The sequence below is a fragment of the Pseudomonas sp. MWU12-2029 genome (genome assembly GCF_023242425.1).
In the GTDB taxonomy this organism is placed as follows: domain Bacteria; phylum Pseudomonadota; class Gammaproteobacteria; order Pseudomonadales; family Pseudomonadaceae; genus Aquipseudomonas; species Aquipseudomonas kribbensis.
This window is the reverse complement of sequence record NZ_JALJDY010000004.1, coordinates 127330-140110: the sequence shown is the minus strand read 5'-3', so window position 1 is coordinate 140110 and position 12781 is coordinate 127330. Positions and strand designations below refer to the sequence as shown.

Genomic DNA, 12781 nt, shown 5'->3' with positions numbered 1-12781 from the left:
CTCAGGCTTCGGCTTGGGCTTTGATCAGACGGTCGTAGGCGTCCTGATCCAGCAGCTTGGCGACGGCGGAAGCGTCGGCTGGTTTGAAGCGGAAGAACCAGCCTTCGCCCAGCGGATCTTCGTTGACCAGCTCAGGGGCATCTTCCAGCGCCGGGTTGACTGCCAGCACTTCACCATCCAGTGGCATGTACACGCCGCTGGCGGCTTTGACCGATTCCACGGTGGCGGCTTCGGCGCCTTTTTCGTAAGCCTGCAGTTCAGGCAGTTGCACGAAGACCACATCGCCCAAAGCGTTCTGCGCGAAAGCGGTGATGCCAACAGTGACAGAACCATCGGCTTCGGCGCGCAGCCATTCGTGATCTTCAGTAAAACGCAACTCGCTCATGGAATCTCCTAAGGGCCAGACTCGTCTGGTGGACGCGGTGGATTACTTGGGCGGTAATGCCCTGATTTTATGAACGGTTACTTAGCAAGAACGCGGCCAACGTAAAAATATCGTTATAAATCAATGAGTTGATATTTAGTCGATGGGCTTTGAGGGTGGGGCTTGTAGCGAAATCGCTACAGCTCGGGGCGAAGAAAAAAGCTGAAGCGGATCAAAGCCTTGCACGGCGGTGATCGGAGGAGGGTGTAGCGATATCGTTCCGCTGTAGCGCTTTCAGTACAGATGGAGGTCGCTTTTGGCGGGGTCAGGCTTTTCCCGGAATCCCGTACTTGCGCAGCCGATGGGCAATCGCTGTGTGCGAAGTCTGCAGGCGGCCGGCCAGTTGGCGGGTCGAGGGGTAGCTGACGTAGAGTTTTTCCAGCAGCGATTTCTCGAAGGCTTCCACCGCTTCTTCCAGACTGTCGACGTCGGTGTCGGTCTGGCGTGCCACGGAGGTGCCGGCGATGTCGAGGTCGCCGATGTCCACCAGGCTGCTTTCGCAGATGGCGGCGGCGCGGAAAATCACGTTCTGCAATTGCCGCACGTTGCCCGGCCAGCGGTTGCCGAGCAGCGCCGGATAGGTGCCAGGCGCGAGGCGGCAGACCGGGCGCTGGATCTGCGCGCAGGCCTGCTGCATGAAATAGCGCGCCAGCAACAGAATGTCCTGACCGCGTTCGCGCAACGGTGGCACTTCGACGTTGAGCACGTTGAGGCGGTAGAACAGGTCTTCGCGGAACAGGCCTTCGCTGACCATTTTTTCCAGATCACGGTGGGTCGCGCTGAGGATCCGCACATCGACTTTGACTTCGCGATCACCGCCAACCCGACGGAAGCTGCCGTCGTTGAGGAACCGCAGCAGCTTGGCCTGCAGGTACGGCGACATCTCGCCGATCTCGTCGAGAAACACCGTGCCCTGGTTGGCCAGTTCCATCAGCCCCGGTTTGCCGCCCCGTTGTGCGCCGGTGAAGGCGCCGGGGGCGTAGCCGAACAGTTCGCTCTCGGCGAGGTTTTCCGGCAGGGCCGCGCAGTTCAGCGCCAGAAACGGTGCGTTGTGCCGGGCGCTGATGGCGTGACAGGCGCGGGCCACCAATTCCTTGCCGGTGCCGGTTTCACCCTGGATCAGCAGCGGTGCGTCGAGTGCCGCAACACGCTGCGCCCGGGCCTTGAGCGTGCGGATCGGCGGCGACTCGCCGAGCAGTGCATCGAAGCCTTCGGCGTGGTCATGGTGCAGCGCCGAGAGTTGTTCGCCGATGCGGTTCGGCTGATACAGGGTCAGCAGGGCGCCGGCGTCGGTGATTGGCGTGGCGTCCAGCAACAGGGTCTGGCCGTTGACGGTGATTTCCCGCAGCGGCAGGCGGAAACCCTGTTCGAGCAAGGTTTCGAGCAGGCCCGGATCGTTGAACAGTTCCGAGACGCTTTCACCCGCCGGCTCGCGACCGTACAGGGCGATCAGCGCCGGGTTGGCCAGCAGCACCTTGCCGGCGCTGTCGAGGGCCAGCACCGGGTCGGTCATCGCCGCGAGCAACGCGTCGAGCTGCAAGTGCCGGCGCTGGCCGGGGAGGATGTCGACGACGACCACGGCTTCCACCCCGCGCACCCGAAACAGCGCGTCTTTCAACTCTTCGAGCACTTGCGGGCTGAGGGTCGGGGCGTCGATGTAGACGTTCGGCGGGACCATTTCCACCGCATCCAGATTGAGATTGCGTCCACCGAGAATCGCCAGGACTTCCTGGGTGATGCCGACGCGGTCGATGAAACTGACGTGGATACGCATGGGGTGGTTCTGGGTTCTGGGGTGCGGAGGAGGGCAAGTATGCCTTAAATCAAAAGCACCCTCACCCCAGCCCTCCCGAAACGTCGGACCGCCCGGAGGGAGAGGGGGCCTACCGAGGTGTATTGCGTGATACATCGACCTGAAAGATCGAGTTGATTATGGATTCAGCGAAGAGCTTTCAGGTCGGCGTATGCCTGAAGCATCCCCGGATCAGCTCCCTCTCCCTCTGGGAGAGGGCTGGGGTGAGGGGGCTTTGGGGGTTACTCGAAATGCTCCGGATTAACCGGATCCCCGGATTTCATATTCAACTGCGTACGAATGTCTTCAAACATCAGGTCGTAATGCTTGTGCACCGAGCCGATCTGGCTGTGGCTCTTGGGGATGCCGTATTTTTCGGCAATCTGCGTCACGTTGCGCGCGAAGTTGTAGGCCTCTTCCTTGGGCAGAAAGAACGGTTCGTTGACCTCTTTGCCCTGGATGCTTCCAACCAGCCGGAACTGTATCCCTTTGCCTTTTTGCGGATCCTGCGACACCTCGTATTCGAGGCGGATGTTGTAGTTGACGTCATCTTTGGTCAACGCGTGCCGCTCGATGTGCAAATGACCGGGTTCGAACTGGGCCATGGTGTTCTCTCCTTTCAAGGCATGGGAGAAGGGCAGACCTGGAGTCTGCCCCAGCATTTCTTTTTTATCGGTAGGTGATGCCGGGTTTCGAGGTGCTCACCCGCGTACCGGCGGTGCCCTGGACGATGGCTTCGATGTCCGCCAGCGAACCGATTACCGCGACCTTGCCAGTATGGCGTGCAAATTCGCAAGCTGCCTGCACCTTCGGCCCCATGGAACCGGCGGCGAAGCCCAGGCGTTCGAGTTCGTCCGGGTGGGCCTGGGCGATGGCTTTCTCGGTGGGTTTTTTGAAGTCGATGTACGCCGCGTTGACGTCGGTGGCGATCACCAGCAAGTCCGCTTCCAGCTGTTCGGCGAGCAGCGACGAGCACAGATCCTTGTCGATGACCGCCTCAATGCCTTTGAGGTTGCGCTTCTCGTCGTACATGGTCGGGATGCCGCCACCGCCGGCGCAGATCACGATGCTGCCCTTGTCCAGCAGCCACTTGATCGGGCGGATTTCGAAGATGCGCTTGGGTTTCGGGCTGGCCACCACGCGACGATATTTATCACCGTCGGCCTTGACCACCCAGCCTTTCTCTTTGGCCAGGCGCTCGGCTTCTTCTTTGGCATAGACCGGGCCGATGAATTTGGTCGGGTCCTTGAAAGCCGGATCCTTGGGATCGACTTCGACCTGGGTGAGCAGGGTGGCGAACGGGACTTCGAAGTCCAGCAGGTTGCCCAGTTCCTGTTCGATGATGTAACCGATCATGCCTTCGGTTTCGGCACCGAGCACGTCCAGAGGGTAGGCTTCATCGGGTTTATAGGAGAGGCCCTGCAACGACAGCAGGCCGACTTGCGGGCCATTGCCGTGGGCGATGACCAGTTGATTGCCGGGGTGGATCTTGGCGATTTGCTCGGTGGCGATGCGGATGTTGGCGCGCTGGTTGTCAGCGGTCATCGGCTCACCACGGCGGAGCAGGGCGTTACCGCCCAGAGCTACGACGATACGCATAATGCAGTCCTTTCAGAATTCGGTGAGCCTGCGGGGCAGCTTTCGGCGGCGCCCGCAGGTCAGGGGCAACGCTTACAGATCAGCCAGGGTCGACACCAGAATCGCCTTGATGGTGTGCATGCGGTTTTCCGCTTGCTCGAAGGCGATGCAGGCCGGCGACTCGAACACGTCGTCGGTCACTTCGATGCCGTTGGCCAGGTGCGGATACTGTTCGGCGATCTGTTTGCCGACCTTGGTATCGCTGTTGTGAAACGCCGGCAGGCAGTGCATGAATTTGGTGCGCGGGTTGCCGGTGGCTTTCATCAGTTGTGCGTTGACCTGATAAGGCAGCAGTTGCTCGATGCGCTCGGCCCAGGCTTCAACCGGTTCGCCCATGGATACCCAGACGTCGGTGTGGATGAAGTCCACGCCTTTGACGGCGGCTTTCGGGTCTTCGGTCAGGGTGATGCGGGCGCCGCTTTCTTCCGCGTATTTTTTGCAGCGCTGTACCAGATCATCGTGGGGCCACAGGGCTTTCGGCGCGCAGATGCGCACGTCCATGCCGAGTTTGGCGCCGACCAGCAGCAGCGAGTTGCCCATGTTGTTGCGAGCGTCGCCCAGGTAGGCGTAGCTGATCTCGTGGATCGGCTTGTCGGCGTGCTCACGCATGGTCAGCACGTCGGCGATCATCTGGGTCGGGTGATATTCATCGGTCAGGCCGTTGAACACCGGCACACCGGCGAACTTGGCCAGCTCTTCGACGATTTCCTGCTTGAAGCCACGGTACTCGATGGCGTCGTACATGCGACCCAGCACGCGGGCTGTGTCTTTCATGCTTTCCTTGTGGCCGATCTGCGAGGAATTCGGGTCGATGTAGGTGACGTTGGCGCCCTGGTCATAGGCGGCGACTTCGAACGCGCAACGGGTACGGGTCGAGGTTTTTTCGAAGATCAGGGCGATGTTGTTGCCCTTCAGGTGTTGTTGCTCGGTGCCGGTGTACTTGGCGCGTTTCAGGTCGCGGGACAGGTCGAGCAGGTAACGCAGCTCACGTGGGGTGTGGTGTTCCAGGCTGAGCAGGTTACGGTTGTGGATGTTGAAAGCCATGATGGATCTCCTTCGGTGTCGGTTATCCCCCTGGCCGCTCTTTGTGAGTCGCGGCCAGGGCTCAGAGTTTTAGTAGTCGATCGGGTCGCGGATGATCGGGCAGGTCATGCAGTGGCCGCCGCCACGGCCACGGCCCAGTTCGCCGGCGCTGATGGTGATGACCTCCACGCCTGCCTTGCGCAGCAGGGTGTTGGTGTAGGTGTTGCGGTCGTAGCCGATGACCACGCCCGGTTCCACGGCCACCACGTTGTTGCCGTCATCCCATTGCTCGCGTTCGGCGGCGAAGCTGTTGCCACCGGTTTCCACCACGCGCAGGTTCGGCAGGTTCAGCGAGTTGGCCACGACTTCGAGGAACGTTTTGTTCTCCCGTCGTACGTCCAGACCGTAAGGTTTGCTTTCGTCAGGACGGATGATGAACGGCACGATTTCCTTTACCACTTCCGGAAAGATCGTGACCAGGTCGCGGTCGCAGAAGCTGAACACGGTGTCCAGGTGCATCGCCGCGCGGGATTTCGGCAGGCCGGCGACCACGACTTTTTCCACGGCGCCTTTGGCGAACAGCGACTGTGCGAGCTGACCGATGGCCTGGCGCGAGGTGCGCTCGCCCATGCCGATCAACACCACGCCATTACCGATCGGCATCACGTCGCCGCCCTCGAGGGTGGCTTTGCCGTGGTCCTTGTCCGGGTCGCCATACCAGACTTCGAAGTCGGCACCGGTGAAGTCGGGGTGGAATTTGTAGATGGCTGTGGTCAGCAGGGTTTCCTGACGACGGGCCGGCCAGTACATCGGGTTGAGGGTCACGCCGCCGTAGATCCAGCAAGTGGTGTCGCGGGTGAACTGGGTGTTGGGCAGCGGGTCGAGCAGGAAGCTGGAGTGGCCCAGGTAGTCGCGGTACATCTTGATCACGCTGGCGCCTTCGCTGTCCGGCAGATCTTCGCCGGCCACGCCGCCGATCAGGAACTCGGCGAGCTTGCGCGGCTCCAGGCCTTCGAGCCAGCTGCGCACTTCGTTGGTCAGGCCGACGCCGACGGTGTCCGGGGTGATCTTGCGGTCCAGAATCCATTTCAGCGCTTCGGGGTTGCCGACGATGTCGGTCAGCAGGTTGTGCATTTCCAGCACTTCGATCCCGCGCTCGCGCATCTTGGTGACGAAGTCGAAGTGGTCGCGCTTGGCCTGATTGACCCAGATCACATCGTCGAACAGCAGTTCGTCGCAGTTGCTCGGGGTCAGCCGCTGGTGGGCCAGACCTGGGGAACAAACCATGACTTTGCGCAGTTTGCCGGCTTCGGAATGGACGCCGTACTTAACTTTTTCCGTGGTCATTTCAGTGATCCTCCAGAGATAAAACGTTTGGCAATTACAGAGTCAGGAAGCCGTCGTAGAGACCGTAGGCCGCCACCAGGGCACCCACGACCACCGCGGCGAAAATCAGCTTCTCGACGTTGGTGAAAACCGGTTGTTTGAGTTCGAGCTTGGCCTTGGCGAACAGGATCGCGCCGGGCGCATAGAGCAGGGCCGAGAGCAGCAGGTACTTCACGCCGCCGGCGTAGAGCAGCCAGACCGCATAGATCAGGGCGATGCCGCCGATGATCAGGTCCTTGCGCCGTTCTGCCGCGAAGCCCTCGTAGCTTTCGCCGCGCACCGCCAGCAGGAGGGCGTAGGCCGCCGACCACAGGTACGGCACCAGAATCATCGAAGTGGCGAGGTAGATCAGCGACAGATAAGTGCTGGCCGAGAACAGGGTGATGACCAGGAACAGCTGCACCATCGCGTTGGTCAGCCACAGGGCGTTGACCGGCACGTGGTTGGCGTTCTCCTTGCGCAGGAACTCCGGCATGGTGTGGTCCTTGGCGGCGGCGAACATGATCTCCGCACACAGCAGCACCCACGACAGCAGCGCTCCCAGCAGCGAGATGATCAGGCCGACGCTGATCAGCACCGCGCCCCAGTGACCGACCACGTGCTCAAGCACGGCGGCCATCGACGGGTTCTGCAGTTTGGCCAGTTCCGGTTGGGTCATGATGCCCAGCGACAGCACGTTCACCAGCACCAGGAACAGCAGCACAGTGATGAAGCCGATCACGGTGGCTTTACCCACGTCCGAACGTTTTTCCGCCCGGGCCGAGAAGATGCTCGCGCCTTCGATGCCGATGAACACCCACACGGTGACCAGCATCATGTTGCGCACCTGGTTCATCACGCTGCCCAGATCCGGGTTTTTCACGCCCCAGATGTCGGCGGTGAAGATGTCCAGTTTGAAGGCGAAAATCGCGATCAGGACGAACAGCAGCAACGGCACGACCTTGGCGACGGTGGTCACCAGGTTGATGAACGCCGCTTCCTTGATCCCGCGCAGCACCAGAAAGTGCACGGCCCACAGCAGCACCGAGGCACCAATCACGGCGGCAACGGTGTTGCCTTCACCGAAAATCGGAAAGAAATAGCCAAGTGTGCTGAACAGCAGAACGAAGTAACCGACGTTGCCCAGCCAGGCGCTGATCCAGTAGCCCCAGGCGGACGAGAAACCCATGTAGTCGCCGAAACCGGCTTTGGCGTAGGCGTACACGCCGCCGTCCAGGTCAGGTTTGCGATTGGCGAGGGTTTGAAAGACGAAAGCGAGGGTGAGCATGCCGACGGCGGTGATGGCCCACCCGATCAGTACCGCACCGACGTCGGCGCTGGCGGCCATGTTTTGTGGCAAAGAGAATATCCCGCCACCGATCATTGATCCGACTACCAGGGCAACCAGTGCACCTAGTCGTAGTTTTCCGGGAGCTTCAGACATTGCATGACTCCATTGCAGGAGAGAAGAGTTCACAGCGTAGTTCTGTTGACTGTTCAAACAGCTGACATAGATCAGTGCATGGCCACATTCCATTGTTAATGAATGACTTATGAATCCACTGCAGGCATAAGGCTACTGTCTGGAAGGCCCGTCCCAGAGGCCTTTGGTCGATTTGATTGGGAATGGATCCTATTACTTTCGAGTTATCACGCTAGTTGCTTTTCCGGTTTTGGCAAATTTTTCACATCTGTTTTCAGTACAGAATTGATTTATTAGGATCGGCGCACAAAACTGACTTAACGTGCTAGGCGTTAGCGTCATCCGCTATATATAAGTGGGCGTTTGTTGGCATTACCTGATAAACGTCTTCGACTGTTAGCCGTTTAGTTAATAGTTGTTACAAATAAAACCTCACCACATCTTTCAAGGAGATTTGTATGTCGCAACCGACGCAAAAGCTGCGCCTTGGCGCGCTGATCGCCCTGGTGGTGGGTTCGATGATTGGCGGGGGTATTTTCTCCTTGCCCCAGAACATGGCGGCGCGAGCCGATGCCGGTGCCATCCTGATTGGCTGGGGAATTACCGCCATCGGCATGCTGACTCTGGCGTTCGTATTCCAGACCCTGGCCAACCGCAAGCCGGAGCTGGATTCCGGCGTCTACGCCTACGCCAAGGCCGGATTCGGCGACTACATGGGTTTCTCTTCAGCGTGGGGTTACTGGATCAGTGCCTGGCTGGGTAACGTCGGGTATTTCGTGTTGCTGTTCAGCACCCTCGGCTACTTCTTTCCGGTGTTCGGCCAGGGCAACACGCCGATCGCCATCGGTTGCGCCTCGGTGCTGCTGTGGGCCGTGCACTTTCTGGTGATGCGCGGGATCAAGGAGGCGGCGTTCATCAACCAACTGACCACCGTGGCCAAGATCGTGCCGCTGGTCATGTTCATCGTCATCGCTGCAGTGGCGTTCAAGGCTGACGTGTTTACCCGCGACATCTGGGGCCGCAGCAATCCGAATTTCGGCGGGGTGATGGATCAGGTGCGCAACATGATGCTGGTGACGGTGTTCGTGTTCATCGGCATCGAAGGTGCCAGCGTTTACTCGGCGCGGGCCGAGAAACGTTCGGATGTCGGCCGGGCCACGGTGATCGGTTTCATCGGCGTGCTGGCGCTGCTGGTGCTGGTCAACGTCTTGTCGCTGGGGATCATGAGCCAGCCGGAACTGGCGACCTTGCAGAACCCTTCGCTGGCGGCGGTGCTGGAACACATCGTCGGGCCGTGGGGCGCGCTGGCGATCAGCATCGGCCTGGCGATTTCGTTGCTCGGCGCATTGTTGTCATGGGCGCTGCTGTGCGCCGAAATCCTGTTTGCCACGGCCAAGGACAAGACCATGCCGGCGTTCCTGAAAAAGGAAAATGCCAACCATGTGCCGGTCAACGCGCTGTGGCTGACCAACGTGATGATCCAGATTTTCCTGCTGATCACGCTGTTTTCCGCCGGCACTTACACCAGCCTGATCTACCTCGCGTCGTCGATGATTCTGGTGCCGTACCTGTGGTCGGCGGCCTATGCGGTGCTGTTGAGCGGGCGCGGCGAAACCTACGAACATGCCTCGGCCGAGCGCACCAAGGACCTGCTGATCGGCGGCATCGCCCTGTGCTACGCGGTGTGGTTGCTGTATGCCGGCGGGGTGAAATACCTGCTGTTGTCGGCGCTGCTGTATGCCCCGGGGGTGATCCTGTTCGCCAAGGCCAAGCATGAGCAGGGCGAGCCGCTGTTTACCACCATCGAAAAGGGGATTTTCACCTGCGTGATCGCCGGGGCCGGGCTGGCGGCCTACGGGTTGTACAGCGGCTTGCTGTCGTTGTGAGGCTGCGGCTCGAATACCTGGCGCCCTACGACTGGCCGGCGATGCTCGATTTTCTCGCCGCGCGGGCGGTGGTCGGGATGGAGAGGGTGGTCGATGGCGTTTATTCGCGCAGCATCGGGTTGAACGGCGTTCACGGCACGGTTTCGGTCTGGCCAGGTGACGGCGATGCGCTGGAGGTGGAGCTGGATTTCCCCGATCCGTCAGCGGTTCCCGAGATCATCATGCGCTTGCGTCGGCTGTTCGATCTGGACGCGGATCTGCCGACGATGCAACAGCATTTGAAGGCGGACCCGCTGTTGGCGCGGTTGATTGCCGAACGCCCGGGGTTGCGGGTGCCGGGTGCGTGGGATGGATTGGAGCTGGCGTTTCGGGCGGTGCTGGGGCAGCAGATCACCGTGGTCGGGGCGATCCGGCTGGCGGGGAAACTGCTGGCGCAGTATGGCGAGCCATTGCGTTCGTCGGTGCCTGGACTGACTCACGTCTTTCCTCGCGCAGCCGTTTTGGCGAGTGCCGATCTAACGACACTGGGCATGCCGAAAAGTCGCGGGCGCACCTTGTCCGGGGTGGCGCAGGCGTCGCTGGATGATCCGCTGCTGTTTGCCTCCGGGACCGCGCGGTTGCTGGCGCTGCACGGGATTGGCGACTGGACGGCGCAGTACATCGCGCTGCGGCAGTTGCGGGACATGGACGGGTTTCCGACCGGGGATGTGGGGTTGCTGCGAGCACTGGAGGTGCTGGAAGGGGAGCGGATGACGGCGCGGGAATTGTCTGCCCGCGCCGAGGCCTGGCGACCGTTTCGGGGGTATGCGGCGCAGTTGCTGTGGACTTCGTCGAGTCGTGCGGATTGAAACCCGCACGCAGTCAAAACCATCGCGCTTGATGTGAACCCAACTCGGTGGCCGGCAATGTCCACTGCAATGGCGTCCCGCTGATCTTCAAAGGCGCTTGCAGCCGATGCGCCGGACCCCAGGGCGTCTGCTCCATCTGCAAACTCCGATCTTTTGCATCTTCCGGACGCAGCGCTTTGTTCGTGCCCGGCCCCTGCTCGATCAACAACTTCGCCGTCCGTGCCAGCGACAACCGTGCGGATCCACCTCGACCACTGCGCAGTCTGTCAGCCAGCAACCGGATCACACTCGCCGCCATCAAATACCCCGTCGCATGATCCAGCGCCTGTACCGGCAACGGTGTCGGCTTGTCCGCCTGCTTCCAGCGCCGCCCGGCCTCGGCAATCCCGCTGCTCATCTGCACCAGACTGTCGAAGCCCCGGCGGTTCTGCCACGGACCGCTCCAGCCGTAAGCATTGAGGCAGACGTCGATCAGCCCCGGCGCCAGTTGCCGGCGACGTTCGGTGCCAAAACCGAGATGCTCAAGCGCATCGGCGCGATAGCCGTGCAGCAGAATGTCAGCGTCCTTGAGCAGGCTTTCAAACACCGCGCGATCTGCCGGCTCATGCAGATCCAGCCGCGCACAGCGTTTGCCGAGGGTCACTTCCGGCACTACGCCGGGTTCGTTCCAGGTCGGCGGGTCGATGCGCAGGACATTGGCGCCGAGCCCTGCGAGAAAGCGGCTGGCGGTCGGGCCGGCGAGGACGCGGGTCAAATCGAGCACCTTGAGTCCGGCCAATGGCTGCGCCACCGAGCCATTCCAGGGGAGATGACCTTCCTCTCCATCACTGAAATGCACCAACGGCTCGGCATTCACCGCCAGGCCCTGGGGGTGGTTCTGCCACAGCGCCCAACTGCGCATTTCGGCTGCACAACCCTTGGCATCGACCACCGCTTGCTCCAGATCGGCACAGGCCCATTGCGCGACTTTCGCTGCCATGGCCGCGCGATCGGCACAGGCACCCAGCACGCTTTCAGCGGCGGCGCGATGATGCGGGGCGTTGGTGTGCAGGCGGATCCAGCCGTCCTTGGTCGCGTAGTCACCTGCCACCGGGTCCCACAGCGGTGGGACTTCCCAACCTATTGGCCGCAGCGAGGTGGCGAACCAGAACGAGGCGAGGCGGCGGTCGACTTCTACCGTGGGCAAGTCGCCGGTTTGCTGCCGAAGGAGTTCAGCGACGGCTTGCCCGGCAGCGGCAATGCTCGCGCAGGCCAGGTCGGTGACGGCAAATACAGAGGGCAGGGCGCCCTCGCCGGTGAATGGAATCGGCGTGCTGGGCAAGCCGAGTGCGGCTTGAATGGACGTGAGCAGATCAGTCATCGAAGGCCCTCCGGAACGAGAGGGCAGAATAGTGCAAAACGCTGTCGGCTTAGATGAAACACACTGTCCCCTGTGGGAGCTGGCTTGCCAGCGATTATGGAGTGTCAGTCAGCAGTGTATCGACTGATCTACCGCCATCGCTGGCAAGCCAGCTCCCACAGGGATTCAGGGCAACCGCAATTACACGCGGAACTGATCCATCAATTTCATCTGCTGGCTGGCCAGGGCATTCAGCTGGCTGCTGATCGCCGCCGATTCGGTGGCCTGTTCGGTCAGGGTCTCGGTGACAGTGCGGATCGCCGACACGTTGCGATTGACCTCTTCGGCCACGGCGCTTTGCTGTTCGGCGGCGCTGGCGATCTGCAGGTTCATGTCGCTGATCACGGTCACCGCATCGCTGATCTTGCCGAGAGCGTCCACGGCCTGACGGATCTGCCCGGCGTTGTTGTGGGCCTGGGTCTGGCTCGAATGCATGGTCGCGACCACGCCACGGGTGCCGGTCTGGATGCGTTCGATGACCACGCGGATCTCCTCGACCGAATCCTGAGTGCGCTTGGCCAGGTTACGGACTTCGTCGGCGACGACCGCGAAACCACGACCGCTTTCACCAGCGCGGGCGGCTTCGATCGCGGCGTTCAGTGCCAGCAGGTTGGTCTGTTCGGCAATGCTGCGGATCACTTCCAGCACCGAACCGATCTGTTCGCTGTTGACCGCCAGTTCTTCAACCTCGGTCACCGCTTTGCTGACTTCATCGGCCAGTTGATTGATGTCGCGGGTGCTGCGCTCGATGATCGACATCCCGTCCTTGGCCGACTGATCGGCGCCTTTGGCCGCGTTGGCGGCGTTCGAGGCGCTGTTGGCCACGTCGTGGGCGGTGGCGCTCATTTCGTTGGACGCGGTGGCCACCTGATCGATTTCGCGGAACTGCACCTGCATGCCTTCGCTGGTCTGGCGGGCGATTTCCGACGACTGATCGGCGGTGCCACGAGCCTCGGTGATGCTCTGTTTGATCTGGGCGATGG

At 61.2% G+C, this 12781-nt stretch carries 11 protein-coding genes; 2 read left to right on the top strand and 9 right to left on the bottom strand.

All coding sequences use genetic code 11. The features are described from left to right. Position 1: 1 nt before the first annotated feature. The 7 genes from gcvH to arcD (M5B44_RS11100) all read right to left on the bottom strand — a co-directional run bounded on the left by gcvH (position 2) and on the right by arcD (M5B44_RS11100) (position 7686). A complete protein-coding gene (gcvH, locus tag M5B44_RS11130; protein ID WP_119427862.1) occupies positions 2–385 on the bottom strand; it encodes a glycine cleavage system protein GcvH in 384 nt (127 codons plus the stop codon). A 304-nt stretch (positions 386–689) separates the two neighbouring features. Next, positions 690–2198: a sigma-54-dependent transcriptional regulator gene (locus M5B44_RS11125; protein ID WP_114885058.1), complete on the bottom strand. Its 1509-nt coding sequence runs from the start codon at positions 2196–2198 to the stop codon at positions 690–692. Between the two features lie 260 nt (positions 2199–2458). Continuing rightward, the gene (locus M5B44_RS11120) at positions 2459–2821 is read right to left on the bottom strand and encodes a DUF5064 family protein (RefSeq protein WP_085709636.1); all 363 of its coding nucleotides are present in this window, start codon (positions 2819–2821) and stop codon (positions 2459–2461) included. Between the two features lie 64 nt (positions 2822–2885). After that, positions 2886–3815 carry a carbamate kinase gene (gene arcC, locus M5B44_RS11115; protein ID WP_248739185.1) on the bottom strand — a complete coding sequence of 310 codons (930 nt, stop codon included), beginning with the start codon at positions 3813–3815 and terminating at the stop codon, positions 2886–2888. A 72-nt stretch (positions 3816–3887) separates the two neighbouring features. Further along, positions 3888–4898, bottom strand: a complete 1011-nt coding sequence (locus M5B44_RS11110; protein ID WP_025126828.1) for an ornithine carbamoyltransferase — start codon at positions 4896–4898, stop codon at positions 3888–3890. 69 nt (positions 4899–4967) lie between these two features. Beyond that, a complete protein-coding gene (gene arcA / locus M5B44_RS11105; RefSeq protein WP_085709638.1) occupies positions 4968–6224 on the bottom strand; it encodes an arginine deiminase in 1257 nt (418 codons plus the stop codon). A gap of 34 nt (positions 6225–6258) precedes the next feature. Then, complete coding sequence (arcD, locus tag M5B44_RS11100) at positions 6259–7686, bottom strand: arginine-ornithine antiporter (protein ID WP_134827880.1); 1428 nt, start codon at positions 7684–7686, stop codon at positions 6259–6261. A gap of 437 nt (positions 7687–8123) precedes the next feature. Here arcD (M5B44_RS11100) and arcD (M5B44_RS11095) point away from each other — a divergent pair, with 437 nt between their 5' ends. Both arcD (M5B44_RS11095) and M5B44_RS11090 read left to right on the top strand, forming a co-directional pair. Further along, positions 8124–9551: an arginine-ornithine antiporter gene (gene arcD / locus M5B44_RS11095; protein ID WP_248739184.1), complete on the top strand. Its 1428-nt coding sequence runs from the start codon at positions 8124–8126 to the stop codon at positions 9549–9551. Next, the gene (locus tag M5B44_RS11090) at positions 9548–10399 is read left to right on the top strand and encodes a DNA-3-methyladenine glycosylase family protein (protein ID WP_248739183.1); all 852 of its coding nucleotides are present in this window, start codon (positions 9548–9550) and stop codon (positions 10397–10399) included. The genes arcD (M5B44_RS11095) and M5B44_RS11090 overlap by 4 nt, the downstream gene beginning before the upstream one ends. 13 nt (positions 10400–10412) lie before the next feature. Here M5B44_RS11090 and M5B44_RS11085 read toward each other — a convergent pair whose 3' ends face one another. Together M5B44_RS11085 and M5B44_RS29025 are read right to left on the bottom strand one after the other, a co-directional pair. After that, positions 10413–11759 (bottom strand): CoA transferase, encoded by a 1347-nt coding sequence (locus M5B44_RS11085; RefSeq protein ID WP_248739182.1) that lies wholly within the window; start codon positions 11757–11759, stop codon positions 10413–10415. A 180-nt stretch (positions 11760–11939) separates the two neighbouring features. Continuing rightward, positions 11940–12695 (bottom strand): methyl-accepting chemotaxis protein, encoded by a 756-nt coding sequence (locus M5B44_RS29025; RefSeq protein WP_371320921.1) that lies wholly within the window; start codon positions 12693–12695, stop codon positions 11940–11942. Between the last annotated feature and the right edge of the window lie 86 nt (positions 12696–12781).

What these genes read in the sequence shown, in the direction of transcription:
- gcvH (WP_119427862.1), bottom strand. Translation starts at nt 385, where the DNA reads ATGAGCGAGTTGCGTTTTACTGAAGATCACGAATGGCTGCGCGCCGAA.
- arcD (WP_134827880.1), bottom strand. Translation starts at nt 7,686, where the DNA reads ATGTCTGAAGCTCCCGGAAAACTACGACTAGGTGCACTGGTTGCCCTG.
- arcD (WP_248739184.1), top strand. Translation starts at nt 8,124, where the DNA reads ATGTCGCAACCGACGCAAAAGCTGCGCCTTGGCGCGCTGATCGCCCTG.
- M5B44_RS29025 (WP_371320921.1), bottom strand. Translation starts at nt 12,695, where the DNA reads ATGCAGGTGCAGTTCCGCGAAATCGATCAGGTGGCCACCGCGTCCAAC.
- arcA (WP_085709638.1), bottom strand. Translation starts at nt 6,224, where the DNA reads ATGACCACGGAAAAAGTTAAGTACGGCGTCCATTCCGAAGCCGGCAAA.
- arcC (WP_248739185.1), bottom strand. Translation starts at nt 3,815, where the DNA reads ATGCGTATCGTCGTAGCTCTGGGCGGTAACGCCCTGCTCCGCCGTGGT.
- M5B44_RS11110 (WP_025126828.1), bottom strand. Translation starts at nt 4,898, where the DNA reads ATGGCTTTCAACATCCACAACCGTAACCTGCTCAGCCTGGAACACCAC.
- M5B44_RS11085 (WP_248739182.1), bottom strand. Translation starts at nt 11,759, where the DNA reads ATGACTGATCTGCTCACGTCCATTCAAGCCGCACTCGGCTTGCCCAGC.
- M5B44_RS11120 (WP_085709636.1), bottom strand. Translation starts at nt 2,821, where the DNA reads ATGGCCCAGTTCGAACCCGGTCATTTGCACATCGAGCGGCACGCGTTG.
- M5B44_RS11125 (WP_114885058.1), bottom strand. Translation starts at nt 2,198, where the DNA reads ATGCGTATCCACGTCAGTTTCATCGACCGCGTCGGCATCACCCAGGAA.